General features: G+C 65.9%; 23 protein-coding genes and 1 tRNA gene. 19 read left to right on the forward strand and 5 right to left on the reverse strand.

Translation table 11 applies throughout. From position 1 onward, the window contains the following. The first annotated feature begins 229 nt into the window (after window positions 1-229). From N8I74_RS09065 to N8I74_RS09115, 11 genes are all read left to right on the forward strand, one after another. Entirely contained in the window at window positions 230-1279 is a 1050-nt protein-coding gene (locus N8I74_RS09065) for an MBL fold metallo-hydrolase (protein WP_263126569.1), read from the forward strand. 140 nt (window positions 1280-1419) lie between these two features. Next, on the forward strand, window positions 1420-2070 hold the full coding sequence (locus N8I74_RS09070; RefSeq protein ID WP_263126570.1) for a thermostable hemolysin: 651 nt from the start codon (window positions 1420-1422) through the stop codon (window positions 2068-2070). Further along, on the forward strand, window positions 2057-3634 hold the full coding sequence (locus tag N8I74_RS09075) for an AMP-binding protein (protein WP_263126571.1): 1578 nt from the start codon (window positions 2057-2059) through the stop codon (window positions 3632-3634). Before N8I74_RS09070 ends, N8I74_RS09075 begins: the two co-directional genes overlap by 14 nt. After that, window positions 3619-4521 carry a TauD/TfdA family dioxygenase gene (locus tag N8I74_RS09080; RefSeq protein WP_263126572.1) on the forward strand — a complete coding sequence of 301 codons (903 nt, stop codon included), beginning with the start codon at window positions 3619-3621 and terminating at the stop codon, window positions 4519-4521. The genes N8I74_RS09075 and N8I74_RS09080 overlap by 16 nt, the downstream gene beginning before the upstream one ends. Window positions 4522-4526: 5 nt before the next feature. After that, complete coding sequence (locus N8I74_RS09085) at window positions 4527-4862, forward strand: darcynin family protein (protein WP_263126573.1); 336 nt, start codon at window positions 4527-4529, stop codon at window positions 4860-4862. Between the two features lie 22 nt (window positions 4863-4884). Then, window positions 4885-5784 (forward strand): diiron oxygenase, encoded by a 900-nt coding sequence (locus tag N8I74_RS09090; RefSeq protein ID WP_263126574.1) that lies wholly within the window; start codon window positions 4885-4887, stop codon window positions 5782-5784. 10 nt (window positions 5785-5794) lie between these two features. Continuing rightward, a complete protein-coding gene (locus tag N8I74_RS09095; RefSeq protein WP_263126575.1) occupies window positions 5795-7219 on the forward strand; it encodes an MFS transporter in 1425 nt (474 codons plus the stop codon). A 10-nt stretch (window positions 7220-7229) separates the two neighbouring features. Beyond that, window positions 7230-7787 (forward strand): NAD(P)H-dependent oxidoreductase, encoded by a 558-nt coding sequence (locus N8I74_RS09100; protein ID WP_263126576.1) that lies wholly within the window; start codon window positions 7230-7232, stop codon window positions 7785-7787. A gap of 159 nt (window positions 7788-7946) precedes the next feature. Then, window positions 7947-9170 (forward strand): aminotransferase class III-fold pyridoxal phosphate-dependent enzyme, encoded by a 1224-nt coding sequence (locus tag N8I74_RS09105; RefSeq protein ID WP_263126577.1) that lies wholly within the window; start codon window positions 7947-7949, stop codon window positions 9168-9170. Then, the gene (locus tag N8I74_RS09110; protein WP_263126578.1) at window positions 9167-10513 is read left to right on the forward strand and encodes an aspartate aminotransferase family protein; all 1347 of its coding nucleotides are present in this window, start codon (window positions 9167-9169) and stop codon (window positions 10511-10513) included. The genes N8I74_RS09105 and N8I74_RS09110 overlap by 4 nt, the downstream gene beginning before the upstream one ends. A 297-nt stretch (window positions 10514-10810) precedes the next feature. Continuing rightward, window positions 10811-10886: transfer RNA gene (locus N8I74_RS09115), tRNA-Ala, on the forward strand. 151 nt (window positions 10887-11037) lie between these two features. On the opposite strand, the gene N8I74_RS09120 is transcribed toward N8I74_RS09115, so the two are convergent. The 4 genes from N8I74_RS09120 to N8I74_RS09135 all read right to left on the reverse strand — a co-directional run bounded on the left by N8I74_RS09120 (window position 11038) and on the right by N8I74_RS09135 (window position 17400). After that, window positions 11038-13296: an NADP-dependent malic enzyme gene (locus N8I74_RS09120; RefSeq protein WP_263126579.1), complete on the reverse strand. Its 2259-nt coding sequence runs from the start codon at window positions 13294-13296 to the stop codon at window positions 11038-11040. A 120-nt stretch (window positions 13297-13416) separates the two neighbouring features. Then, complete coding sequence (locus N8I74_RS09125; RefSeq protein ID WP_263126580.1) at window positions 13417-14487, reverse strand: ABC transporter ATP-binding protein; 1071 nt, start codon at window positions 14485-14487, stop codon at window positions 13417-13419. Next, window positions 14480-16216, reverse strand: coding sequence for an ABC transporter permease (locus tag N8I74_RS09130; protein ID WP_263126582.1), 1737 nt, complete (start codon window positions 16214-16216; stop codon window positions 14480-14482). The genes N8I74_RS09125 and N8I74_RS09130 overlap by 8 nt, the downstream gene beginning before the upstream one ends. A gap of 89 nt (window positions 16217-16305) precedes the next feature. After that, on the reverse strand, window positions 16306-17400 hold the full coding sequence (locus N8I74_RS09135; RefSeq protein ID WP_263126583.1) for an ABC transporter substrate-binding protein: 1095 nt from the start codon (window positions 17398-17400) through the stop codon (window positions 16306-16308). 305 nt (window positions 17401-17705) lie between these two features. Here N8I74_RS09135 and N8I74_RS09140 point away from each other — a divergent pair, with 305 nt between their 5' ends. Next, window positions 17706-18371 carry a response regulator gene (locus tag N8I74_RS09140; RefSeq protein WP_263126584.1) on the forward strand — a complete coding sequence of 222 codons (666 nt, stop codon included), beginning with the start codon at window positions 17706-17708 and terminating at the stop codon, window positions 18369-18371. Further along, complete coding sequence (locus tag N8I74_RS09145; protein WP_263126585.1) at window positions 18371-19768, forward strand: sensor histidine kinase; 1398 nt, start codon at window positions 18371-18373, stop codon at window positions 19766-19768. Before N8I74_RS09140 ends, N8I74_RS09145 begins: the two co-directional genes overlap by 1 nt. A gap of 71 nt (window positions 19769-19839) precedes the next feature. Here N8I74_RS09145 and cysC read toward each other — a convergent pair whose 3' ends face one another. Then, the gene (gene cysC, locus N8I74_RS09150; RefSeq protein WP_263126586.1) at window positions 19840-20391 is read right to left on the reverse strand and encodes an adenylyl-sulfate kinase; all 552 of its coding nucleotides are present in this window, start codon (window positions 20389-20391) and stop codon (window positions 19840-19842) included. Between the two features lie 238 nt (window positions 20392-20629). On the opposite strand from cysC, the gene glyA reads away from it, so the two are divergent. From glyA to ribBA, 6 genes are all read left to right on the forward strand, one after another. Continuing rightward, entirely contained in the window at window positions 20630-21874 is a 1245-nt protein-coding gene (glyA, locus tag N8I74_RS09155; protein ID WP_263126587.1) for a serine hydroxymethyltransferase, read from the forward strand. Between the two features lie 257 nt (window positions 21875-22131). Further along, window positions 22132-22590, forward strand: a complete 459-nt coding sequence (nrdR, locus tag N8I74_RS09160) for a transcriptional regulator NrdR (RefSeq protein WP_263126588.1) — start codon at window positions 22132-22134, stop codon at window positions 22588-22590. Then, window positions 22587-23708, forward strand: coding sequence for a bifunctional diaminohydroxyphosphoribosylaminopyrimidine deaminase/5-amino-6-(5-phosphoribosylamino)uracil reductase RibD (gene ribD, locus N8I74_RS09165; protein ID WP_263126589.1), 1122 nt, complete (start codon window positions 22587-22589; stop codon window positions 23706-23708). Before nrdR ends, ribD begins: the two co-directional genes overlap by 4 nt. Continuing rightward, on the forward strand, window positions 23705-23920 hold the full coding sequence (locus N8I74_RS09170) for a zinc ribbon domain-containing protein (protein WP_263126590.1): 216 nt from the start codon (window positions 23705-23707) through the stop codon (window positions 23918-23920). Before ribD ends, N8I74_RS09170 begins: the two co-directional genes overlap by 4 nt. Next, entirely contained in the window at window positions 23921-24535 is a 615-nt protein-coding gene (locus N8I74_RS09175) for a riboflavin synthase (RefSeq protein WP_263126591.1), read from the forward strand. Then, window positions 24532-25629 (forward strand): bifunctional 3,4-dihydroxy-2-butanone-4-phosphate synthase/GTP cyclohydrolase II, encoded by a 1098-nt coding sequence (ribBA, locus tag N8I74_RS09180; RefSeq protein ID WP_263126592.1) that lies wholly within the window; start codon window positions 24532-24534, stop codon window positions 25627-25629. The genes N8I74_RS09175 and ribBA overlap by 4 nt, the downstream gene beginning before the upstream one ends. Window positions 25630-25635 lie beyond the last annotated feature (6 nt).

Below are 25635 nucleotides of genomic sequence, written 5' to 3' on the forward strand. Positions count from 1 at the left end.
CATGTTCACCGCAGCCTTGGGATGCGGCTGGCAATGAGCACGCCCCTTTTTTTCTCTTGAATTGACGAATGGTCAAATATTGACCTTTGGTAAAAACGTAGCGATTGCGACAGACATGCTGATCAAAAAACTGCGGCGGAACAAGGATTTGCCAGCGATGTGCCGGACAGAGGCGGATGCGAAGGGCGGCGCCCGGCGCGGGGCTACCGCGGCTTGCCTTGGGCTGGTGTTGAATGCCTGCACCCAGAGCGCCGCGGTCAGCGAGGACGTGCCACGCCACCACACCGCCGGCGGCTTTCAGAACCTCTACGGCTCGGCGCAGCAGCACAAAGGGCTGTGGCCCTATCTGAAGATGCGTTACTTCGACGAGCGCTTCCCCGAGCTGCCTTCGGCTTTCCCGTTTGCCGCCATCGAACCGGACCACGAATTGATCAGCCAGCCGCAGCACGATCTGCAGCTCACCTGGATCGGGCATGCCTCGGCGCTGATCCAGATCGGCGGCAGGAACATCCTGGCCGACCCGGTGTTCGGTGAGCGTGCCTCGCCGCTCCCTGTCGCCGGCCCCAAGCGCTACAGCAAGCCGGGGTTGAGCCTGGCGCAGCTGCCGCCGATCCACTACGTCGTGATCTCGCACAACCACTATGACCATCTGGAGCGCGAGACAGTCGAGCAACTGGGCGACTCGGTGCAGTGGCTGGTCCCGCTCGGCCTGAAGGCCTGGTTCAACGATCTCGGGGTGACGCGCGTGGTCGAGCTGGACTGGTGGCAGCAGGCCGCGCTGGGCGGCGTGCAGTTCACGTTGACACCGACCCAGCATTGGTCGCGCCGCGGTTTTGGCGATACCAACGCCACGCTCTGGGGCAGCTGGGTGGTCGAAGCGGGTGGTCGCAAGGTCTGGTTTGGCGGCGACACCGGCTATGCCCAGCCCCTCTTCCAGGAGATCGGTCGCCGTCTGGGCCCTTTCGATCTCGCGTTGATTCCCATCGGTGGCTACGGCCCGCGCTGGTTCATGCAGGAGAAGCACGCCGACCCGGATGACGCGGTGCGTATCCATCAGGACCTCGGTGCACGCTACTCGATCGGCATCCACTGGGGGACCTTCATCCTGACGTCCGAACCCGTGGAGGAGCCGCCGCAGCTACTGGCGCAGGCACTGGCCCGGTACGGCGTCCCCCAGGACCGCTTCCTTGTGCTTCAGCCCGGGCAGACCTGGGCCTTGCGCACGCAGACCACCGCGCAGGCGCAGCCCGCGGACAAGGAGACAGGCGGCGTCCGGTAATCAGGTTTTACAGGAGCGATTGACCGCCCGCGCATGTTGGCCGGTGTCGATGGCGTACCCCATCGACGTCGGCCGCGAACGAGCCCATGCCCGAACAGGCGCATGGCATCGCCCGCCACGCTAGCTACCCAGGAGAACTCATGCAGATCAAAGTCGTTTTGCCCAATACGCAGGACTGGGAGCTCGCAGTCCGGCTGGTGCGCTACAAGTACCGTTCCAGTTTCCAGGCGGAGGTGGACCCGAGCCCCGATTGCTTCATCGCCTGCCTGGAACAGGATGCGGATGGCGAAGCCAATCCGGTGGCCTGTGCCGGCATCACGTTCAGCGAGCTGACCACGCTGTTCTCGGAGCAGTACCTGGGCGAGCCGGTGGAAGTGATGATCGGCCGCCACCAGAACAAGGAAGTCAGCCGCAACGCCATCATCGAAGTGGGTTCGCTCGCCTCGATCAAGGGCCAGGCCGGTTCGGAGCTGGTGCGGGTGATGCCGTTGCTGGGCTGGTGCATGGGCAAGGAATTCATCCTATGCACCGCGACCAAGCAATTGCGCGCGCTGCTGGAGCGTGAAGGCATCCGCTTCATTCCGCTGTGCCCCGCCCACGACAGCGCACTGGAGGAGTCGATGCGCCAGCGCTGGGGCAGCTACTACGACCAGGCGCCGCAGACCGGCTTCATCAGCCTGGCCAGCTCGATGGCCGGCCTTGCCCACCAGACCGGCCGCTATCGCTTCGACAACATCGTCGTGAATCTGAATCCATGGCCGGAAGAGGTGGCTGAATATGCAGTGGCTTGACACGATCTTCGCGCATTGCGAAGCCCTGCCGGATCATCCGGCGCTGGAGACGATGCAGGCGGACGGTACTGCCCGCCGCTACACGCGTGCCGAGCTGCTCGGCGCCGTCGCATACTGGATCGGACAGCTCGGGCAGTGCGAGCGTACCGGGACGCACCCGCTGAAGGTCGGTCTGGTGACCCGCAATGGTCCGGAATGGGTGGTGGCCGATCTGGCGCTGCTTGCGGCCGGTGCGGTCGAAGTGCCGGTGCCGCTTGCGTTTTCGAGCGATCAGGCGCTGCATCTTCTCGAAAGCGTCGATCTTTGCCTGGTGGATGAGCGCGGCGCCGAGCGTCTGCAGGAATGGTTCGCGCAGGCCGCCCGGCCGTGCCCCGCCATCCGCATGATCGACCTTGACGCGCTGCCGGCACCGGTGGCCGGATTGCGCCGGCCTACGCTGCCCGCAGGCGAGGCGGTCTGCAAGATCATCCATACCTCCGGCACCACCAGCCGCCCCAAGGGGGTGATGATCCGTGGCGCCGGGCTGGATCAGCTGCTCGCCTCGCTGCGCCGACGCGTGCCGACCGGCCGCTATGCGCGTTATCTGTCCATCGTCCCCTTGAGCCTGCTGATCGAGCAGGTTACCGCGGTCTACATGACCTTGCTCGATGGTGGCACCGTGGTGTTCCTGCCGCGGCAGGTGCCGTTGCTCGGCGAGGCGGGCGGCAGCACCCGCACCGTATTGGAATACCTGCCACGCGCGGCACCCAGCGCGATGACCTTGCCGCCGTCGATGGTCGAGGCACTGCTGGTCGCCTGCCGTCAGCAGCCCGACGAGGACCCGGCCGCCCGCAACGCCCGGCTGTTCGGCACCTCGGACGCGGCCTTCCTCGCCTGCGGCGGGGCACCGGTCGCACCCGTCATCCTGGAGGAGCTGCGCCAGTTCGGCATTCCGGTCTACGAAGGGTACGGGCTGAGCGAAAACAGCTCGGTGGTGTCCTGGAACGCCCCGGACTGCTTCAAGCCCGGCACGGTGGGCAAGCCGCTTGACCATGTGAGCGTGCGGCTCTCCGACGATGGCGAGCTTCTGATCAAGAGTGCCTCGCTGTTCGCCGGCTATGCCAACGCCGACCCGTCCAGCTGCGAGGTCGACGCGGACGGCTGGCTGCATACCGGGGATCTGGCGCAGATCGACCGCGACGGGTTCCTGCGGATCTTCGGCCGCAAGAAGAACCTCATCATCACCGCCAACGGACGCAACGTCTCCCCCGAATGGGTCGAGTCGGCCTACAAGTCGCTTGATTGCGTCGAGCAGGCGGTGCTGTACGGCGACGGGCTGGACGAACTGAGCGCCTTGTTCGTCCTTGCCCCGGGCACCGATGCGCAGTGGGCGCGCAAGGCCATCCACGAATTCGGCCTGCTGCGGCTCTCGGAGGTCGAGCGGGTCAACCGGATCTATGTGGTGCCGAGCACGCCGGCGTTCTACGCGACCTACTTCACCGTCACCGGCCGTCCCCGGCGGGAATTGATCTGGGAATACATCCACACATTCAAGCATCAGGAGGATCCATGTCTCACGGTATGAGCATCGATACGTATGGCAGCGGTACGGGCATCATCATCCGCGGCGATCGCACCACCCCGTTCGGGGCGCTCAAGAAGGAAAGCGTATTCAAGCAGCTCGCCGAATCGGGCTACATCCTGTTCCGCGATTTCCAGGTCGATATCGAGCGCTTTTCGCAATTCGTCCAGGCATTGAGCGTGCGCGTGACGCTCGATCCGGCGCGCAGCTTTGGCGGTGGGCGCGACGTGGCGCAGAAGGTGGATGCCGGATACGACGCGCTGGGATTGCATTGCGAAAACGGCAACAGCCCGTTCATGCCGCATTTGTGCTGGTTCTATTGCGAGAAGGCCCCCAAGCTCGGCTCGCAGACCACGGTATGTGACGGCTACCGGGTCTGGGACAGACTCAGCCCGCAAAGCCAGAAGGCCTTTCTGGAACAGGACATCGTCTACAACCGCAACGTGGAAGAGGCCAAGTGGAAGCGCTTCGTCTTCCATATGCTGCAGCAGGCCAAGCCGCTGGAAGACATCCGCCTCGACGATCTGATCGCGCTGGTCAACGACCCGGAGCAGACCCGGATCACCGACAACGGCGACGGCTCGATCCACTATGCCTTCAGGACCGCGGCCGTCCACCCCACGCTGTTCAGCGAACGGCCCGCCTTCGCCAACAGCATCCTCGGGCCGTCGTACCACTACGAAAAGCCGGTCATCACCTTCGCCGACGAATCGCCGCTGACCGCCGAACTGCTTGAGGAAATCGCATCCGTCTCGGAAAGCGTGACCGACAACCTGGATTGGCAGGACGGCGACGTGGCGCTGATCGACAACACCCGGGTCATGCACGGCCGTCGTGCCATCGTCGACCCTGACCGCTCCATCTACAACGCGCTGAGCTACGTGAGCTGATCGCCATGAAATACACGATCGTCGTGACCTACTCCTTCAGCCCCGAGTGGCTGCAGAAGAGCTGGGAAGCGCGCGCCGAATACGAAAAACGCCACGTGCGGCCGATCTTCGCGGAATACGCCAGCGACGTGCAGGTGCGCTTCTTCGATGCCGAGGCATTCAGCGCCCGTTTCAGCGACTTCATGATCCTCGAAACGACGGACCTCAAACGCTACTACTACCTGATCGAAGCACTGCGTGACAGTCCGCTGTTCAAGGATGGCCTCGTCGAATTCAAGGACATCTTCCTGGGCATCGAAGACGGCTTCCAGGATTACGAACGTGAAGTACGGAATCTCTAACCAAACACTGAAGGTATAGAAAATGAATCGCGAGCAACTGCATCAGATCAACGCGCGCGCGCACGAGCGCACCTTTCACCCCGCGGAACTCGAATGGCCCCAGTCGTTCCCGCAGGAGGAGCTGGACTTCATCTCCCGAATGAGCTTTGGCGAGACCGGCCATGACTACAAGGCGATCGCCTATATCACCAAGGAGCTGGCGCAGCTGGCCGAGATCGAGCGCCACGTCTCGGCCGTATTGACCTACGTGCTGTCCGAACTGCAGGCCGACGACGGTCCGCTGGCCGACGGCTTTGAACTGCACCATGCGCTCAGCTGCTTCGCCGCCGAGGAGCTGCAGCACGCCAACCTGTTCTACCGCTACGTGCGGTTGCTGTCGGGCCGGGATTTCAAGTACCCGGAAAACCTGTTCGACATGCGCGTCGCGCCGTATCAGGGACCCGATTCCCCGTATGTGAAGCTCGCGGCGCTGTGTTGCTCGGCCTATATCGGCGAATCGGTCATCACGGTCTTCGAGCGCCGCGCACGGGCGATGGACCCGGAGATGCAGTTCTTCTTCACCCGGTTGCTGTATCTGCACGGGCTGGACGAAGCGCGGCATATCCAGCTTGACCATTTCGTCTTCGACCATGTGATCCCGTCGCTGAGCCCGCAGGAAAAGCGCCGCATGCGCCAGATCCTGGACAGCACCGAGGCGTTGAACACCGAGCTGGCCATGCGCTTCGAAGCACACGCCAAGCAGCACTTCGAGGTGGACTACACCGACGGCAACCCCGGGCATGCCACCCAGCTCAAGCTCACGCTGGCATTCCGCGAGCTCGTGTTCGGCAAGCAGGACATCTGCAAGGTGGACGACGCGATGTGCGACGAGCAACGCCAGCTGATCGAAGATTTTTCCAGTTCCCGCTGCGTGCACGCCTGAGGAGCCGAACATGACTAGTTCCGCCGGAGCGACGGTGGCTGCACCGGTTGCCGTCAGCGCCCGTCCGCTGCTGACCCTGCTTGCGATGCTCGCGCTTTTCCTTGCCGCGATGGACAGCACCGCCATGGGCACGCTGCTGCCCTTCATCAAGGGGCAGCTCGGCGACGAGGCACTCTACCCCTGGCTGATGTCCGGCTTCATCCTGGCCAGTGTCCTTGCAACCCCGCTGGCAGGCTGGATGGCGGACATCGTGGGCGAGAAGACGGCCATCCTCGGCGCGCTGTTGCTGTTCCTGCTCGGCTCGCTGGCGATCTGGTACGCGCCCTCGATGCAGATGCTGCTGTGGGCCCGCGTGCTGCAGGGCGCCGGTGCCGGCGCGATCACCGTGACCACCTATGTGATCATCGGCCGCCTCTACAGCGCCCAGGAGCGCGGCAAGATGCAGGGCATCCTCAGCCTGGTCTGGGGCCTGGCGGCCATTGCCGGCCCGCTCGCGGGCGCACTGATCCATCAGCTCTGGGGCTGGCGCACGGTGTTCCTGCTCAATGTGCCGCTGTGCCTGGTCATCGCCGCCCTCATCGCCGCAGCCTACCCCCGTGCCGCGCAGGCGCCGACCAGCCCCAAGCGCATCGACCCGCTGACGCTGCTGGCCTTTGCCGCCTTCCTCACGAGCGCCCTGCTGTTGATCATGGCCGGGTCGCTGCGCCTGTCCGAAGCCAGCCGCAACGGTTGGAGCGCGGTGTTGGCCGCCAGCCTGCTGATCCAGGCCTGGCGGGTCTACGCCAACAAGGAGCGCAGCCTTGTGCCGGTGGCGTTCCTGTCCGAGCGCAGATACCTCGCGCCGGCGCTGGCCACGGTGCTTGCCAGCATCACGCTCTACGCCTCGGTGACGCTGTTGCCGCTCTACCTGAACGGCAGCGGCCATACCGATTCGGTGGAAGGCGGGCTGCTGGTGATGGCCGCGGCGCTGGGTTGGGTGGTGGGCTCGGCGCTGTGCGGCGGGCTGACCGGCAAGATCGGCTTTCGCCTGCCCGGTGTGATCGGTGCGCTCCTGCTGCTGGGGGGCACCGGCCTGCTGATGACGCTGACACCGGCTGCCGCAAATGCGATGTTCGCGCTGTCGCAAGGGCTGATCGGCCTTGGCATCGGCTTCATCGCCACCACTGCCCTGGTCGCGGTCCAGAACCAGGCACCGTTGGAACGGATCGGCGGCTACACCGCGGCCATCCAACTGTGCCGGAACATCGGGGCGGCACTGGGCATCAATACCATGGCCTCGCTGCAGATCATGTCGTTGCGCGAACTGGAAGGTGGGCATGTGGCCAACGCCTGGAGCCTGTCCTTCGACCGCAGTTTCGAAGTGCTGTTCGCGATGACCGTGCTGGCGCTGCTGTGCGCGCTGTTCATGTCTTCCCGCCCGGTGCGGCAGAACTGAGGCGGACGTCATGGGCAAGAACGTATTGATCCTCAACGGCAACCCCAAGCCCGACAGCTTCTGCCGCTCGCTGGCGCTGCAGTATCTGGCCGGCGCGCAGGAGGCGGGGCACGCCGTCAGGCTGGTCCATATCGCCGATTTCCAGAAACCGGGCGGGCGCGGCGCAGTGGCGCAGGACATCAGCGCCCAGGCCGACCTGCTGTGGGCCGAGCATATCGTGTTCATCTATCCCAACTGGTGGGGAACGGTGCCCGCCGCCTTGAAAGGGTGGCTGGATACCGTGCTCACCGCCGGTTTCGCCTTCCGTTTCGACATGGCGACCAACCGGCTCGAAGGGCTGCTCGAAGGCAGGACAGCGCGGCTGGTGGTCACCATGGATACCCCGAAGTGGATCTACCGGCTGCTGTTTTCCAACGGCGGCATCACCATCATGCGGCGCGCCGTCCTCGGCTTTTGCGGAGTGAAGCCGGTGCGCGTCTCCACTTTCGGTCCCATGTACAAAAGCGATCCTCCGGTACGCGAGAAATGGCTGGTCCAGATCCGGGAACTGGGCCGGCAGGCGGCGTAGGCGCCGCAGGCACCATCAAGGCCCGCCTTCCCGCCTTCCCGCCTGACGGGCCGGCCCGCCGGCGCCACGCCCTTGATCATGCCGCCGCGGGTGGGGTGGGCGCCCTCTGGCACGGCGAGTCGAAGATTGCCCGCGATACTTGGAAAATAAGGAGAAACGATGCAAAACAGCGAAGTTCTGTCGGCATATCGTAGTCACGCCGCGCCCTATCAAACCGAAAACCTGTGCGATCTGGTCGTCGAGACGGCTGAAAGCGCCACCCTGTTCCTGGCCGATGGCAGGCAGGTGATCGACATGGCATCCGGCGGTTTCGGTTATGCCCATCCATTGGTGAAGCAAAGCGTCATCGAGCAGGTGAAACGCGGCCCGCTATCGAACCGCATCCTGGTCAACCGGGCACTGACCCGGCTGGTGATCGAGCTGGCCGACTGGTCGCCCGGTGATCTGGACGTCTCCTATATCTGCAACTCGGGCGAAGAGGCGCTGGATTCGGCGCTCAAGCTGGCCAAGGGCCATTGGCCGACGCGGCATCAGGTGGTGGTCGCCGAGGGCGGCAACTACGGCACGCTCAGCCATGGCATCTACTTTGCCGGCATCGGCGCGCAATACCTTGGCAGCCTGCCGTTCCTGCCGGTGGCGTTGCCATTCGGGGACGAAAGCGCCTTCATCGCCGCGATCGGCAGCAACACCGCCGCGGTGCTGCTGGAACCGCTCAACCTGGATTCGGGCAGGATCATGGCGTCCGCCGCGTTCTGGAAGGCAGTGCGGCAGCGCTGCGATGAGACCGGCGCGCTGCTGATCGTCAGCGAATTGCGCACCGGCCTGGGCCGCACTGGCACGCGCTTTGCCATCGAGCACACCGGGATCGTGCCGGACGTGCTGGTGGTGGGTGGCGCGCTGGGTGGCGGCCATATCGCGGTGGGCGCCTATGTGACGCGCGAACCAGTCAACAGCAAGGTCTACGGCCGTCGCAATCCCACCTTGCATGGCAGTACCACCGGCGCCAATCCGGCAGCCTGCGCCGCTGCCCTGGCCACGCTGAGCGCCATCGAAAAGGAACGCATGCTGGATGGCAACGCCCAGTTCGGCTCCCGCGCGGTCAGCTACCTGCGCGCTGCGTCCGGGGTGCGGGCCGTGCAGCATCTGGGATCGCTCGTCGCCATCGATTTCGAAAGCGGTGCCATCGCGCGCCAGGTGCACAAGGCGGCGCTGGATGCAGGGCTGTTGCTGCAGGCGCCGATCGACGCGCGCATCCTGCTGCAGCCGCCGTTGATGATCTCGCCCGATGAACAGCGGCGCGGTCTCGAAAGCCTGAAGCAGGCCATCCGGGACGCCACCGTCACCCAGCCGTTCGCGCAACATGTCAAGGAGGCCGTGCAGTGAATTGTCAGCAACTGATCGCAATGGCGGGCCGCCATTGGAACCCCACTGCCGCCACCATGTACCGGGTGGCGCATCGTACCGTGGAAAGCCATTCCGCCGGCTCCTGGGTCTTCGACGAAGACGGGCGGCGTTTCCTTGATTTCGCCTGCAGCTATGGCGTGTTCATCGTCGGGCATTGCAATCCCCATGTGCAGGAACGGGTGATCAGGCAGATCGAGAAGCTGGCTGCATCCCCCTATGGCACCGCCAATGCCACCGGCGCCGAATTCTTCAAGGTGCTGACGGACATGCTGCCGGGCGACCTGAAGCGGGTGTACTTCGCCAATTCGGGCGCGGAGATCTCGGAATTGACGATGCGGGCGGTATTGGCCATCCAGGCACCGCGCAAGAAGATCATCGTCATCCGCAACTCCTACCACGGCAAGACACTGGGCGCGCTCAACCTGCTGGGCCAGCAGAACCACCGGGCGCCGTTCCTGCCGCTCAGCCCCGATGTGAGCTTTGTCCCCTGGGGCGATCTGGAGGCGATGCAGCGTGAAGTCGGCGCCGGCGCCGCCGCGGTGTTCCTGGAGCCGGTGCTGGGCGGCGCCTACCTGCAGACGCCGCCGCCGGGCTATGTGCGCGGTGTGGCCGAGCTGTGCCAGAAGACCGATACGCTGTTCGTCGCCGACGAGATCCAGACCGCATTCGGTCGCTGCGGCAGGATGTTCGCGATCGAATACGATCCGGGCATCCAGCCGGACATCATGCTGCTCTCCAAGGGCATCACCGGCGGCCATAGCTCGATCGCGGTCGCAGTGATGCGCGAATCGCTGGTCAGGAAGCTTGAGGCCATTCCCGGCCTGCCGGCACGCTACCTGGCTACCGATTCGGGTGGCTCCCCCTATGCCTGCGCTGCGGCGCTGGCCGCGATCGAATTCATCCGGGAGCACAACCTGCCCGCCCAGGCCGAGAAACTCGGTGCACGGCTGTTGGGCGGCTTGCGCGACGCGGCACGCAAGCACCCGGCCTTGATCCTGGACGCGCCCGGCATCGGGCTGATGACGGGGCTGCGCGTGCGCAACCCTGCCGTCGAAACGGCGATCACCATCGGGCTTGGCAAGCGCGGCATCCATGTCGGGCACTCGATGAACGAATCGGCACAACATCCGGTGCTGCGCTTCTACCCAGCCCTGACAGTGACCGAGGCCGAGATCGACCAGGTGCTGGCTGCACTGAACGAAACCCTGGCCACGCTGGACCGCAAACCGGCTTTCGTCTTCGACCTGATGAACCAGATCGTCAAGCGGCAATACCGGCTGCCGCCCAAGGTGCTGTTCAAGCTGGCCGGGGTCAAGGACTAGCCGCCCCGCCGCGGGTGCAGCAAAGCCTGCGCGGTGGACCCCGGCGCAGGGCACGGTGGGGTGGCATACGGCGCATGCAGGCGCGGTGTGCCGCCCCGTCTTGTTTGGCGGCAAGGACGCGCGACCGCTGATTGCCCAGCCGTCTGCGGCCCGCCATTGATGACCCGCGCCGGGCTGCATGACGCAGCGCAAAGGCGTTGGCAAATGGCATTGGCTGCGCTTATAATCGCGACCTTCCTACGGAGCGGGTGGGGCGCACGGCGCACACCGGCTTTCCAGCCCATAGGATGCCTCTTTGGGGCTATAGCTCAGCTGGGAGAGCGCTTGCATGGCATGCAAGAGGTCAGCGGTTCGATCCCGCTTAGCTCCACCAATCCCTTTCGGCCGCCCCTGTGGGCGGCCGAATCGTTTTGTTGGCCGCACTTTCAGGCCCGGCTGGCGCTACCGGCGTCTGATCTGCGCCCCTGTCACTCCGCCACTGAGGTGGCGGCTTTGCGCACACACTGGCCGACGTCATACGGCACTCAATTCGCCGCGGCCAACGCTGCCATGTTGACGATGCGGCGCACCGATGCGGTAGGGGTGAGGATATGGGCGGGGGCGGCGATGCCCAGCAGGATGGGGCCGATGGTGACGCCATCGCCGGCCGAGATCTTGAGCAGGTTGAACGAGATGTTGGCGGCCTCGATGTTGGGCATCACCAGGATGTTGGCCTCGCCCTTGAGGGTGGAGTTGGGGAACACCTGCTGACGGATCTGGCTGGAGAGCGCGGCGTCGCCGTGCATCTCGCCGTCGATCTCCAGCTCCGGGGCGCGGGCGCGCACCAGGGCGAGGGTGGCCTGCATCTTGCGGGCCGAGGGGCTGTCCAGCGTGCCGAAGCTGGAGTGGGACAGCAGCGCCACCTTGGGCTGGATGCCGAACTTGCGCACGGTGTCGGCGGCCATCAGGGTGATCTCGGCCAGCTGTTCGGCGCTGGGGTCGGGGTTGACGTAGGTGTCGGCGATGAAGACGTTGCCGCCGGGCAGCAGCAGGGCGTTCATGGCGGCGGTGGTGCATGCGCCGGCGGTGCGTCCGAGCACGTTGTGCAGATACCAGTGGTGTCGGTGGTATTGGCCATGCATGCCACAGATCAGCGCATCGGCTTCGCCACGGCGCACCATGAGCGCGCCGATCAGGGTGGTCTTGCCGCGCACCTCGGCGCGGGCGAGTTCCTCGGAGACGCCGCGGCGGGCCATGATCTGGTGATAGAGGGTCCAGTAGTCGCGGTAGCGTGGATCGTCCTCCTGGTTGCAGATCTCGAATTCGACACCGGCGCGGATGCGCAGGCCGAGCTGCTCGATGCGCAGCTCGATGACGCGGGGCCGGCCGATGAGGATGGGGTAGGCGAGCTTCATGTCGACGACTTCCTGGACGGCATGGAGCACGCGGGGGTCTTCGCCTTCGCAGAACACGACGCGTTTCTGTGCCTTGCGTGCGGCGACGAAGACGGGGCGCATGAAGAGGTTGGATTTGTAGACGAACTGGGTGAGTTCCTCGGTGTAGGCGGCGAAGTCGGTGATGGGTCGGGTGGCGACGCCGGCGTCGATGGCGGCCTGGGCGACGGCGGGGGCGATCTTGATGATGAGGCGGGGGTCGAAGGGTTTGGGGATGAGGTAGTCGGGGCCGAACTTGAGGTTCTGGCCGACGTAGGCATCGGCGACGACATCGGATTGTTCGGCCAGGGCGAGGTCGGCGATGGCGTCGACGGCGGCCTGCTTCATGGATTCGGTGATGGTGGTGGCGCCGACATCGAGCGCGCCGCGGAACATGAAGGGGAAGCACAGGACGTTGTTGACCTGGTTGGGGTAGTCGGAGCGCCCGGTGGCGATGATGGCATCCGGCCGTATCGCGAGTGCCGCCTCGGGCAGGATCTCCGGTTCCGGGTTGGCCAGCGCCAGGATCAACGGGCGCCTGGCCATCTGCGCCACCAGCTGCGGTTGCAACACGCCGCCGGCGGACAGGCCCAGGAAGATATCCGCGCCATCGATCACCTCGGCCAGCGTGCGTGCCTCGGTGGGTTGGGCAAAGGTGGCCTTGAGCGGGTCCATCAGCTCGGTGCGGCCCTGATGGACCACACCGGCCAGATCGGTCACCCAGATGTTGGCGCGCGGCAGACCCAGGTCCACCAGCAGGTTCAGACAGGCGATGGCGGCGGCACCGGCACCGCTGGCGACGAGCTTGACCGCGCCGATGTCCTTGCCCACGAGACGCAGGCCGTTCTTGACGGCGGCGCCGACGATGATGGCGGTGCCATGCTGGTCGTCGTGGAACACGGGGATCTTCATGCGCTCGCGCAGCTTCTGCTCGACGTAGAAGCACTCTGGGGCCTTGATGTCCTCCAGGTTGATGCCGCCGAAGGTGGGTTCGAGGCTGGCGATGATCTCGACCAGGAGGTCCGGGTCCTTCTGTTCGATTTCGATGTCGAAGACGTCGATGCCGGCGAATTTCTTGAAGAGGACGCCTTTGCCTTCCATGACGGGTTTGCCGGCGAGGGGGCCGATGTCGCCAAGGCCGAGGACGGCGGTGCCGTTGGAGACGACGGCGACGAGGTTGCCGCGAGCGGTGAGGTTGCGTGCTTCGTTGGGGTCTTCGACGATGGCGAGGCAGGCGGCGGCGACGCCTGGGGAGTAGGCGAGGGCGAGGTCGCGCTGGCTGGAGAGGCCCTTGGTGGGGGTGACCTGGATCTTGCCCGGCCGCGGCAGCCGGTGGTAGGCCAGTGCTTGTTTCTTCAGCTCTTCATCCATGCGGAACGCTCGCTGGCAATGCGGTTGAGGCGGGCGGTGTGCGGCCCGCTGCGAAGAAGGCGGTGGGCAAGGCCCGGCCGGCCGGTGGGCGCCGGCCGGGCTGCCCCAGGTCCGCCCGGATCAGGCGGCGGCCGGTGCGGCGAACACCCAGCAGTCCTCAGCCGGGAACTCGATCCAGTACTCACCGGCGGCGCGCGGCTCCTGGCCGAACGCCCTGAAACGCATGCCCTGCTGGTGGAACAGGTATTCCCAGCGATCGCCCAGATACATCGAGGTCGTCAGTTGGGCCTGGATGCGGTTGGGGCCGGGGCCGTCGGCCACCTTGAGCCGCTCCAGCCGCACCACCGCCTGCGCGGCGGCGCCCACCGGCAGCCAGTCGATCGCGCGGCCGGTGAGCTGCCAGTCCTGACCGCCCAGGCGCACCTGATCGCCGTCCACGCTCAGCACCTCGGCGCTGAGCTTGTTGTTGCTGCCCATGAACTCGGCGGCATAAAGCGTGCGCGGGGTGCCGTACAGCTCGGCCGGCGTGCCTTCCTGTTCGATGCGGCCATTGCGCAGCAGCAGGATGCGGTCGGACATCGCCATCGCCTCGGTCTGATCGTGGGTGACACACAGCGCCGACAGGTTCAGATCAATGATCAGCTCGCGCAGCCAGGCGCGCGCTTCTTCGCGCAGCTTGGCGTCCAGGTTGGAAAGCGGCTCGTCCAGCAGGATCACCGGCGGGTTGTAGACCAGGGCGCGGGCGATGGCGACGCGCTGCTGCTGTCCGCCCGAAAGCTGGAACGGATAGCGCTTGGCCAGATGGCCCAGCCCCAACTGCCCCAACGCGTGGGCCACCCGCTGCTCGCGCTCGGCGCGCTTCACGTTGCGCAGCTTGAGCCCATAGCCCACGTTCTCGGCCACAGTGCGGTGCGGCCACAGCGCATAGGACTGGAACACCAGGCCCAGTGAGCGCTGTTCCACCGGCAGGTTGGCCCCGGCCGCGTCGTACAGCGGCTGCCCGTCGAGCAGGATGCGGCCCCGGTTGGGCTGTTCCAGCCCGGCCACGGCGCGCAGGAGCGTGGTCTTGCCGCTGCCCGAGGCGCCCAGCAGCGAGACCACCTCGCCTGCGCGCAGTTGGAACGAAACGCCTTCGAGCACCTTGACGCCGTCATAGGCCAGATGCAGGTCTTCAACGATCAGCTTAGTCATGCAATTTCACTCCAAAGCGCAGTGCGAGCGCGAGCCCGGCACCGACCATCAATACATTGACGACAGACAGTGCCGCCACCTGTTCCACGGCGCCGGCGGCCCATAGCGATACCAGCAGCGAACCGATCACTTCGGTACCGGGCGAGAGCAGGTACACCCCGGTCGAGTATTCGCGCTCGAAGATCATGAACACCAGCAGCCAACTGGCGAGCAGCCCATGGCGGATCAGTGGCAGCGTCACGTGGCGGCTGGTCTGGGCACGGCTGGCGCCCACGCTGCGCGCGGCTTCTTCCAGCTCGGGGCCGACCTGCAGCAGCGCGCCCTGGATCAGCCGCATGCCATAGGCGAGCCACACCACCGTGTAGGCGAGCCAGATGCAGATCATCGAGTTCTTGAACTCCTTCAGGCCGGGCATGAACAGGAACACCCACAGAAAGGCCAGACCCGCCAGCAGGCCGGGCACCGCGCGCGGCACCAGCACCAGGTAGTCGGCGAGCTTCACGCCCCAGTCGTTGCGCCGATGGCCGGCAAGGCCGATCGCGGTGTAGCAGAACACCGCGGCGGCACCGCCCAACAGGCCGACGCCGAAGCTGTTGACCATGGCACGCACCAGGTTGTCCTGCTCGAACAGGGTGGTGAAGTTCTCAATCGTCAGCGCCTGCCACAGCGACACCCCCTCACCCCACTGGTTCACGAAGGCACGCAGCGTGATGCCGGACAACGGCACGAACACGGTGACCAGCAGCCACAGCATCACCAGGCCGAACGGCAGCCAGCGCCAATGACCCAGTGGCAGGGTCTGCTGGCGGCTGGCCTTGCCCTTGACCGCGACAAAGCGCTTGGTGTTGCGCAGCAGGCGCCGTTGCAGCAGCACCAGCGGCACCGTCACCAGGATGATGAGCACCGCCACCACCGCCATCAGGTGATACGACGGGATGCCCAGCTTGTTGGTCAGCTTATATAGATAAGTGGTCAGCACCAGGTGCCCTTCGGGGTCGCCCAGCACCAGCGGCAGGCCGAATACTTCGAAGCCGAGGAAGAACACCAGCACCGCGGCGAACAGCAGTGACGGCATGATCATCGGCAGGCTGACGTCGTAGGCCACCCGCAGCGGCCCGGCACCGGCCACGCGTGCCGCCTCCTCGACATCCGAGCCCAGGTTGCGCAGCGCCGACGAGCAGTAGAGGTACACATGCGGCACGTGGGTCAGTCCGGCGATCGCTGCGATGCCGAGCATCGAATATGGATTCCACGGCACGCTGCCGAACCATTGCTGCCACCAGGCGGAATAGAACCCGACCGGGCCGGCGGCCACCACATAGCCAAAGCCGAGCACCATGGGCGAGATGAACACCGGCGTGAGCAGCATGGGCTCCAGCCAGCGTCGTCCGGGCAGGTCGGTGCGGGTCATCAGGAAGGCGAGCACCGCCCCCAACGGTACCGAGATGAGCAGCATGCCGCTGGCGATCACCACCGAGTTGCGCAGCGCGGACCAGAAATCCGGATCGGCGAACACAAAGCGGTAGGCATCCAGCGAGAGCGCCTTGTTGGGCATGAAGAACGGCGCATTGAGCAGGCTCTGGTAGACGATCAGCGCCAGCGGGACCGCGACCACCAGCGTGGTCAGCCCCAGCACCAGCCAGCGCAGGACGTCGGGGGACGCGGCGCGGCGCCGGGTGGGTGCCGAGGATGCGGCCATGGGCGGCGCGGAAGAACTGACGGCAGTCATGGCAATACTCCAGCGTGCGCATCAACAACCGTGATGCACAGGCAATCGAAAACGGCGGGGTTGGGGGGCGCAGCGCCCCCCGGCAGGGATCAGCGCTGGATGGCCTGGCGCCACTGCTTGAGGAATTCCAGGCGCTTGGCCTGATCGAGGTAGACCAGCAGTCCGGGGCCGACCTGGATGGGCTTGAGGCTGTTGCCCAACAGCTTGGTCAGCTCGGAGATGGTGGTCTCGCCGGTGACATCGGCCCGCAGCGAATACAGGTCCGATTCCTGCGCCAGCAGCGTCTGGCCGCGCTTGGAAAGCAGGTAGTCGACCCACAGCCGGGCGGCGTTGGGGTTCTTGGCGTTCTTGGCGATCGTCATCAGCCGGCTCATCACCAGCGTGTAGTCCTTCGGATAGACGTAACCGATCGCCGGATCCTTCTTGGCCTTGGCATAGGCGTACGAGCCGATCATGTTGTAGCCGATCAGGTTCTCGCCCGACGAGATGCGCTCGAGCATGGTGCCGGTGGAGGATTGCAGCCGCAGCCCGCTGCTGCCCATGGTGCGCACGATGTCCCAGGTGGCGGCGCCGCCAGCGCGCACGTCCTGCGTCAGATAGGTGAAGCCGACACCGGATTTCTCGATGTCGTAGGTAGTGATCTTGCCTTTGAACTTCTCCGGGTTGCCCTTGATGAGCTTGGCGAGGTCCGCATGGGTATGCGGCACTTCGGCGGCCGAGAGCAGGCGCTTGTTGTAGACGAACACCACCGGCTCGTAGGTGGTGCCGTAGGCCTGGTTCTGGTAGTACGACCAGGACGGCAGCTTGGGGATCTCGGGCGAGCTGTAGGAGGCGGTGAAGCCGTCATTGACCAGCTTGATCTGCAGGTCCATCGCCGAGCTCCACAGCACGTCGGCGCTGGTGCTGCCGGCGGCGCTTTCGCTGATGAAGCGGTTGTAGAGCTCAGTGGTGTTCATGTCGTTGTATTCGACCTTGATTCCCGGATAGAGCGCTTCGAAATCCTTGAGCAGGGGTCGGGCCGCTGCGGTATCGGTGGCGGCGTAGATGATGAGCTTGCCTTCCTTCTTGGCGGCGGCCACCAGGTTGGCGTAGCTGGACGGGTAGTGGTCCGGGTAGGGCTTGGCAAAGGCGGACAGCGAGAGCGCCAGGGCGGTGGCCGCGGCGAAGTACGTAGCGGTTTTCATCGGATACTCCAGTAACTCCATTATGGTCACTACGGCAATATCGTTACCGTAGCGCTTTATATGCCCTTGGCGGATCAGACGCGCGGGCCTCCCCTTGTCGCCGGGGAAAGGTCGTCGGCGTGACCGCTGGGTGCCTTGCCGCACCCGCCGGCCACGATGCGGCCTTTACTGTGAGGCCATGCTAGCGCCGCGGCTCTTTCTGATCGCTTTCAGGTTGTGATGACGGCAGAATATCGTTATGCGCTTTGGTTTCGCGGTGGTGCTTGGCTAAACTGAGCTTTCCGTTTTCCCGCCCCCGTGCCGCAATGCGCATCCTGCTCGTCGAAGACAATCTGACATTGGCCCAGTCGCTCTCCAGGGCGTTGACCCAGGCCGGTTTCACGGTCGATACCATGCATAACGGCAGCGATGCCGACAGCGTGCTGCGCACCCAGGACTACGCGTTGGCCATCCTGGATCTGGGGCTGCCCAAGCTCGACGGCTGGGAGGTGCTCAAGCGCATGCGGGCACGCAAGCAGCGCATGCCGGTGTTGATCCTTACAGCGCACGGCTCGGTGGAGGATCGGGTGCGTGGCCTGGATCTGGGCGCGGACGACTACCTGGCCAAACCGTTCGACCTGTCCGAGCTGGAGGCCCGCGCCCGCGCGCTGATCCGGCGCAGCCACGGGCTGGAGAACGCGCAGATCAGTTGCGGCCCGCTGTGGTACGACAGCATCAGCCGCGTGTTCAGCATCGGCGATGCGCCATTGAGCCTGACGCCGCGTGAGCACGAGGTGCTTGAAGTGCTGATGCTGCGCGGCGGCAAGGCGGTGAGCAAGGATGCATTGTGGGAGAAGATCGCCGGGTTGGACGACCAGGCCAGCGCCGACGCGGTGGAGATCTATGTGCACCGGCTGCGCAAGAAGCTGGACGGGAGCGGCGTGGGCATCGTCACGCTGCGCGGCCTTGGCTACCTGCTGCAGGCGAAGTGATGCGCAGCCTGCGCCTGCATCTGATCCTGTGGCTGCTGCCGGCGCTGCTGTGCCTGCTGGCGCTCGATGCGGTATTGACCTACCGGCGTGCCACCAGCGCCGCCAACGTGGCGTTCGATCGCACGCTGTTCAGCTCGGCCAAGGCCATCGCCGAGGGCATCCGGGTGCGCGAAGGCCAGATCACCGTGGATATCCCGTACCTTGCGCTGGAGATCTTCGAATCCAACGCCGAAGGGCGCATCTACTACAAGGTCAGCGAAGACAAAGGGCGCTACCTGACCGGCTACGAGGACCTGCCGCCCCCGCCGCGCCGCGATCTGCGCTTTTACCGGCCGGTGTACTACGAGGCGGACTATCGCGAGGTGCCGCTGCGCTTGATCGCGCTGCGCCAGCCGGTGCACGACGTGGCGAGCGGCACCACCCGTGTGGTATGGGTGCAGGTGGGCGAAACGCCCGAGCTGCGACGCGATCTGGCGCGCGAGATCCTGATCGGTGCGCTGCAGCAGGAGGCGCTGCTGGTGGCGCTGGCGCTGCTGATCGTGCTGATCGCCACCCATCGGGGGCTGGCGCCGCTGCGCCTGCTGTCCGCGCAGGTGGCGGCACGTGCGGACAACGATCTGTCGCCGGTGACGGTGACCCAGCTGCCGAGTGAATTGGGCCCGTTGGTCGATGCGCTCAACCAGTACGTGACGCGGATGGGGCGCATGCTGGGCGCGCGGCGACGCTTCTTCGTCGACGCCGCCCACCAGTTGAAGACCCCGCTGGCCATCCTGCGCGCGCAGACCCAGATGGCGCTGCGCGAGCACGATCCCGACGACATCCGGCGCGGTCTCCTGGATATGGAGGAAACGCTGACCCATGCCAGTCGCGGCGTGCAGCAATTGCTGTCGTTGGCGCGCCTGGAGCCGGACAGTGGCTATGACGTGGCACTCGAAGCAGTCGACCTGGCCGCGCTGGTGCGCGAGCTGGCGCTGGATTGGGCGCCGGTGGCGTTGTCCGCCGGGATCGAGCTGGGCTACGAGGGTCCGCAGCAGCAGTTCATCCAGGGTCGGCGCGAGCTGTTGCAGGAAATGATCAGCAACCTGATCGACAATGCCTTGCGCTACAGCGGCGGCGGGACTGTGCTGCTCGCGGTGGCGCAGGACGAGGACGGTGTCGTGCTGCAGGTGATCGATCAGGGGCAGGGCGTGCCGCTGGACGAGGTCGATTCCCTGTTCAAGCGCTTCTACCGGGGGCCTGCGCCCAAAGGCGAAGGCAGCGGGCTGGGGCTGGCGATCGTGCGCGAGATCGCGCATCGCCACGGCGGCGATGCCACGCTGGAAGCCACAGCGGGCGGCGGCCTGACGGTGACGCTGCGCTTTCCGTCGCCAGCAGCGGCCATCCCGGAGCCTGCCTGAGCCGCCTCGGCGGACGCGCGCGCGGCACGGCTGACGCAGCATGGTCGCGGTGCAAGCAGCCGATTGCGGTTTCAGCCGGTGGCGGCCAGCAGCGTCAGCACCGCGGCGGCAGCCTGCTGTACGGTCAGCCGGGCCGTATCCAGGCGCAGCTCGGGATGCAGCGGTGCTTCGTAGGGCGAATCGATGCCGGTGAAGTCCGGCAGCAGGCCGGCACGGGCCCGCCGGTACAGTCCTTTGGGGTCGCGCGCTTCGGCCAGCGCCAGCGGTGCATCGACCAGCACTTCGTAGAAGGGCTGTGCCGCGAGGCGCGCCCGCACCGCATCCCGATCGGCGCGCAGCGGCGAGATCAGCGCCACGAGGACGATCGTGCCCTGCTCGGCCAGGGCCTTGGCGAGCTCGCCGGTCCGGCGTACATGCTCGCTGCGATCGGCCAGCGAGAACCCCAGATCGCGGCTCGTTCCACGGCGCAGCCGATCACCGTCGAGCAGTTGCACGCGCCGTCCCTGCTGATGCAGCGTGTGCTCGACACAGCTGGCGATGCTGGATTTGCCCGCGCCCGACAGGCCGGTCAGCCACACCACGGCGGCACGCTGCATGCCGTCCCCGGTCCCGTGCTGCGCCATGTGCGTCCCATCCCCGGTATCCATGCCCAGGGGTATTGTAGGACGGTTGTAGGACGGCGCCAGGGCGTGGCACATCCTTGCCACGCCGGCCTGGGGCAGGCTGTTGCCGGCCGCCGCGGCTTATCGCCGAACATGAATGCCATTCATGGATGCTTGCTGCATTCCACGGCGAGTTTCACGGGCGCCCGTGGTAGAATCGAGCCGGTTTTTTCAATCCCCCATCGGAAAGCGGAACCCCATGTTCTCCAAGTCTGTGACCATTGCCCAATACGATCCCGACCTTGATGCCGCCATCCGCGGCGAAGTGGTACGCCAGCACGAGCACCTCGAACTGATCGCCTCGGAAAACTACACCAGTCCGGCGGTGATGGAAGCGCAAGGCTCGCAGCTGACCAACAAGTACGCCGAAGGCTACCCGGGCAAGCGTTTCTACGGTGGATGCGAGCATGTGGACGTGGTGGAGCAGCTCGCGATCGACCGCGTGAAGGCATTGTTCGGTGCCGAATATGCCAACGTGCAGCCGCATTCGGGCAGCCAGGCCAACCAGGCCGTGTACTTCTCGATCCTGAAGCCGGGCGATACCGTGATGGGGATGAACCTGGGTCATGGCGGTCACCTGACCCACGGCTCGCCGGCCAATCTGTCCGGCAAGCTCTTCAACATCGTGCCCTATGGCCTGAACGAGCACGAAGAGATCGACTACGACGAGATGGAGCGCATCGCCCTCGAGACCAAGCCCAAGCTCATCATCGGCGGGGCGTCGGCCTATGCGCTGCGTTTCGACTGGGCGCGCATGCGCGAGATCGCCGACAAGGTCGGCGCCTACTTCATGGTCGACATGGCCCACTACGCGGGCCTGATCGCCGCCGGCGTCTATCCCAACCCGGTGCCGTATGCGCACTTTGTCACCTCGACCACGCACAAGACGCTGCGCGGTCCGCGCGGCGGCCTGATTCTGGCCAAGGCCGAGTTCGAGAAGAGCATCAACTCCAACGTGTTCCCCACGCTGCAAGGCGGCCCGCTGATGCACGTGATCGCGGCCAAGGCGGTTGCTTTCAAGGAGGCTGCCACCCCCGAGTTCAAGGCCTATGCCGAACAGGTGATCAAGAACGCCCAGGCCATGGCCAGCACGTTGGCCGAGCGCGGCCTGCGCATCATCTCCGGCCGCACCGAAAGCCACGTGTTCCTGGTGGACCTGCGTCCCAAGGGCCTGACCGGCAAGGCCGCCGATGCCGCACTGGGCAAGGCGCACATCACCGTCAACAAGAACGCCATCCCCAACGACCCGGAAAGCCCGTTCGTCACCTCGGGCATCCGTATCGGCGCCCCGGCCATCACCACCCGTGGCTTCAAGGAAGCAGAGGCGGTGCAGGTGGCGCACCTGATCGCCGATGTGCTGGACAACCCGGCCGACGAAGCGAATCTGGCCGCGGTGGCCGAGAAGGTGAAGGCGCTGACCGCGCGCTTCCCGGTCTACGGCTGATCCTGTGCCGGCCCGGATGGGTACGGCCTGCCCACAAACCCCGTGACGCGAGCACGGGGTTTGTTTTGCGGGGCGCTGCACTGGAGCCCGCCGAAGGCAGGCGCGGCAGCTGCCAGGCTTGGCGCATGTCGCTTCGCGGGGCCGGAATGCACGGCCGATCCCGCACCGGCGCCCAAGCCCGGTGCAGCTGCCGCGGTTTCCAAGCCCGGACGCGCGGGTTATCCTCATTGAAACGTTCAATCAGTGGCCAGATTTCCATGAAATGCCCGTTCTGTGGTTCACCCGATACGCAGGTGGTCGACTCGCGTGTGTCCGAAGAGGGCGACACCGTGCGCCGGCGCCGACGCTGCGCGGTGTGCGACAAGCGCTTCACCACCTACGAGACGGCCGAGGTGCGGCTGCCGCAGGTGGTGAAGGCCAACGGCCAGCGCGTGGATTTCGACCGCGAGAAGATCCGTACCTCGTTCCACCGGGCGCTGCACAAGCGACCGGTGCCGACCCAGCTGGTCGACGAGGCCATCGCCCGCATCATCCAGAAAGTACTGACGGTGGGCGAGCGCGAAATCCTGTCGCGGCAGGTGGGCGAGATGGTGATGAACGAGCTGGCCAAGCTGGACAAGGTCGCCTACATCCGCTTTGCGTCGGTCTACCGCAGTTTTTCCGATGTCGACGATTTCCACGACGTGCTCAAGGAAGTGAGCAGGGCCCACGAATGACGCCGGCGAATGACCAGGCATTCATGCAGCGCGCACTGGCGCTGGCGGGGCGGGGTGCCTGCAATACCACGCCCAATCCCAGTGTCGGCTGTGTGCTGGTGCGTCACGGGGTGATCGTCGGTGAGGGATACAGTCAGCCCGTCGGACAGGCGCACGCCGAGGTGATGGCGCTGCGCGAGGCCGGCGCTGCAGCGCGTGGCGCCACTGCCTACGTGACGCTGGAGCCGTGCAGCCACTACGGCCGTACGCCGCCGTGTGCCGATGCGCTGATTGCCGCCGGCGTCACACGCGTGGTTGCCGCGCTGACCGATCCCAATCCACTGGTGGCGGGGCAGGGGCTGGCCCGGCTGGCGGCGGCGGGGGTCGCGGTCGAATCCGGTGTGTTGCGTGCGGTGGCGCTGGAGCACCACAAGGGTTTTCTTTCGCGTATGCTGCGCGCCCGACCCTGGTTGCGCATCAAGCTTGCGGCAAGCCTGGATGGCCGGGTGGCACTCAAGGACGGACAATCGCAATGGATCACCGGACAGGCCGCGCGCGAGGACGTGCAGCGGCTACGGGCACGCTCCTGCGCCATGCTGACCGGCATCGGGACTGTGCTGGCCGACGATCCGCAATTGACGGTGCGCCTGCCGCAGCCGGAACCCTGGCATGGACGCCAACCGCTGCGGGTGGTGCTCGACAGCGGTTTGCGCCTGCCCACCACCGCACGGCTGCTGGCGCAGCCCGGCGTGCTGGTGGTGGGGATGCGCGACGGCCCGAATCGTGTCGCGCTGGAAGCGGCCGGCGCCGAAGTGCTGCTGTTGCCGGCCGCTGGGCAGGGTCGGGTCGATCTGGCCGCGTTGCTGGCTGAGCTTGGCCGGCGCGGCATGAATGAAGTGACCGTCGAAGCAGGCGGTACGCTGGCCGGGGCACTGCTGCAGGCGGGGCTCGTCGACGAGGTGGTGCTGTATCAGGCGCCGGTGCTGCTGGGCCAGGGCATGCCGATGGCCGAGTTCTCACTGGACCGGCTGGCCGACCGGCTGGTGCCGACCGTGCTGTCGCGCCGCCTGGTGGGGGCGGACGAGCGGATCGTGCTGCGCTTTACTCAAGTGGATTCACTGTGCAAGGAATCGCCATGACCATCGAACCACGCCGGATTCCGGCCTGCCCCGATTGCAGCCGCCCGCTCGAGGTGCTCAAGTCCTGCGGCGCCAGCAGCTATTTCTGCAACCACTGCAACGAATTGAAAGGGTCGGCGCGCGTGCGCGAGGCCAACCCATCGCTGTTTTCCGACGCGGCGTCCGGTGCGGGCGACCCGGCGGGGCTCAATGATTCCAAGGAGCAGCATTGAATGTTTACCGGCATCGTCGAGGCGCTGGGCACGCTTGAGCGTGTCGAGCCCTTTCCCGGTGGCGTGCGGGTCACCGTGCACGCGCCCGCGCTTGATTTTTCCGACATCGCGCTGGGCGACAGCATCACGCACAACGGTGCGTGCATGACGGTCACCGGCCTCTTGCCGCAGCAGCGGTTCTCCATCGACGTCTCCGACGAGTCGCTGCGCTGCACGGTGGGGCTGGACCAGACCGGCGCGCAGGTCAACCTGGAAAAGGCGCTGCGGGTGAATGCCCGGCTCGGCGGGCACCTGGTGTCCGGCCATGTGGATGGCATCGGCGAGGTGGTGGGCTTCGCGCCGGTGGGCGAAAACCGTGAGCTGGTGGTCCGCGCGCCGGCAGTGTTGGCGCGCTACCTTGCGGTCAAGGGCTCGGTGGTGGTCAACGGCGTGTCGCTGACGACCAATGCCGTGCGCGACGTGCCAGGCGGCTGCGAGTTCTCGATCAACCTGATCCCGCATACGCTCGCGGTGACCACGCTGGGCCGGTTGCACGTGGGCGCGCGCGTCAATCTGGAGATCGACCTGATCGCGCGCTACGTAGAACGCATGCTGTCGCTGGAGTCCGCCGCATGAGCGCCCTTGCTCCGATCCAGGACATCATCGCCGACATCCGCGCCGGGCGCATGGTCATCCTCGTCGACGAGGAGGACCGCGAGAACGAGGGCGATGTGGTCATCGCCGCCGAGTTCGTCACGCCCGAGGCCATCAATTTCATGGCCAAGCACGCTCGGGGCCTGATCTGCCTGACCTTGACCGCGGAACGCTGCCGCCAGCTGAACCTGCCGCTGATGGTCAGCCAGAACGGTTCGAGTCACGGTACCAATTTCACGGTGTCGATCGAGGCCGCCGAGGGCGTCTCCACCGGCATTTCCGCCTACGACCGCGCGCTCACGGTGCAAAAGGCGGTGGCGTTTGATGCCAAGCCGGCCGACATCGTCTCGCCCGGGCATATCTTTCCGCTGCTGGCACAGCCGGGCGGCGTGCTGGTGCGGGCCGGCCACACCGAGGCCGGATGCGATCTGGCGGCACTGGCCGGTCTGCAGCCGGCATCGGTGATCTGCGAAGTCATGAACGACGACGGCACCATGGCGCGCCTGCCCGAGCTGCTGCAGTTCGCCGCCGAGCATGGCCTCAAGGTCGGGTCGATCGCCGACCTGATCCAGTACCGCAGCCATCACGAGACGCTGATCGAATGCGTGGGCCGACGTACCGTCGACACCTTCGCCGGTCCGTTCGGGCTTGCGGTGTTCCGCGAAAAGATCAGCTCGGCCACGCATCTGGCACTGGTCAAGGGCGAGCCCGACCCGCAGTCCGAGACGCTGGTGCGGGTGCACGAGCCGCTGTCGGTGATCGACTGGCTGGACCTGGGTGCCTGCAACCATTCGTGGAGCGTACGCCAGTCGCTGCAGGCCATCGCCCGCGCGCCGGCCGGCGTCATGGTGCTGCTGCACCGGATCGAGGACGGGCAGGACCTGCTGGCGCGTGCATTGCCGCAATTGCAGCTGGAGCACCCGCGCAAGTGGGATATGCGCACCTACGGCATCGGCGCGCAGATGCTGCGCCATCTGGGCGTGGGGCGGATGAGGCTGCTCTCACCCGAACGCAAGATGCCCAGCATGGCCGGCTTCGGGCTGGAAGTGACGGGATTTGCCAGCCCGCAGGACTGATCCGTC

This window comes from Chitiniphilus purpureus, assembly GCF_025642115.1.
GTDB classification, from domain to species: domain Bacteria; phylum Pseudomonadota; class Gammaproteobacteria; order Burkholderiales; family Chitinibacteraceae; genus Chitiniphilus; species Chitiniphilus purpureus.

Bases quoted from the DNA above. Each gene is read 5' to 3' on its own strand.
- glyA (WP_263126587.1), top strand. From the start codon at position 20,630: ATGTTCTCCAAGTCTGTGACCATTGCCCAATACGATCCCGACCTTGAT.
- cysC (WP_263126586.1), bottom strand. From the start codon at position 20,391: ATGGCGCAGCACGGGACCGGGGACGGCATGCAGCGTGCCGCCGTGGTG.
- N8I74_RS09135 (WP_263126583.1), bottom strand. From the start codon at position 17,400: ATGAAAACCGCTACGTACTTCGCCGCGGCCACCGCCCTGGCGCTCTCG.
- N8I74_RS09145 (WP_263126585.1), top strand. From the start codon at position 18,371: ATGCGCAGCCTGCGCCTGCATCTGATCCTGTGGCTGCTGCCGGCGCTG.
- N8I74_RS09100 (WP_263126576.1), top strand. From the start codon at position 7,230: ATGGGCAAGAACGTATTGATCCTCAACGGCAACCCCAAGCCCGACAGC.
- N8I74_RS09170 (WP_263126590.1), top strand. From the start codon at position 23,705: ATGACCATCGAACCACGCCGGATTCCGGCCTGCCCCGATTGCAGCCGC.
- N8I74_RS09075 (WP_263126571.1), top strand. From the start codon at position 2,057: ATGCAGTGGCTTGACACGATCTTCGCGCATTGCGAAGCCCTGCCGGAT.
- ribD (WP_263126589.1), top strand. From the start codon at position 22,587: ATGACGCCGGCGAATGACCAGGCATTCATGCAGCGCGCACTGGCGCTG.
- N8I74_RS09095 (WP_263126575.1), top strand. From the start codon at position 5,795: ATGACTAGTTCCGCCGGAGCGACGGTGGCTGCACCGGTTGCCGTCAGC.
- N8I74_RS09125 (WP_263126580.1), bottom strand. From the start codon at position 14,487: ATGACTAAGCTGATCGTTGAAGACCTGCATCTGGCCTATGACGGCGTC.
- N8I74_RS09070 (WP_263126570.1), top strand. From the start codon at position 1,420: ATGCAGATCAAAGTCGTTTTGCCCAATACGCAGGACTGGGAGCTCGCA.
- N8I74_RS09090 (WP_263126574.1), top strand. From the start codon at position 4,885: ATGAATCGCGAGCAACTGCATCAGATCAACGCGCGCGCGCACGAGCGC.
- nrdR (WP_263126588.1), top strand. From the start codon at position 22,132: ATGAAATGCCCGTTCTGTGGTTCACCCGATACGCAGGTGGTCGACTCG.
- N8I74_RS09130 (WP_263126582.1), bottom strand. From the start codon at position 16,216: ATGACTGCCGTCAGTTCTTCCGCGCCGCCCATGGCCGCATCCTCGGCA.
- N8I74_RS09080 (WP_263126572.1), top strand. From the start codon at position 3,619: ATGTCTCACGGTATGAGCATCGATACGTATGGCAGCGGTACGGGCATC.
- N8I74_RS09105 (WP_263126577.1), top strand. From the start codon at position 7,947: ATGCAAAACAGCGAAGTTCTGTCGGCATATCGTAGTCACGCCGCGCCC.
- N8I74_RS09085 (WP_263126573.1), top strand. From the start codon at position 4,527: ATGAAATACACGATCGTCGTGACCTACTCCTTCAGCCCCGAGTGGCTG.
- N8I74_RS09140 (WP_263126584.1), top strand. From the start codon at position 17,706: ATGCGCATCCTGCTCGTCGAAGACAATCTGACATTGGCCCAGTCGCTC.
- N8I74_RS09120 (WP_263126579.1), bottom strand. From the start codon at position 13,296: ATGGATGAAGAGCTGAAGAAACAAGCACTGGCCTACCACCGGCTGCCG.
- ribBA (WP_263126592.1), top strand. From the start codon at position 24,532: ATGAGCGCCCTTGCTCCGATCCAGGACATCATCGCCGACATCCGCGCC.
- N8I74_RS09175 (WP_263126591.1), top strand. From the start codon at position 23,921: ATGTTTACCGGCATCGTCGAGGCGCTGGGCACGCTTGAGCGTGTCGAG.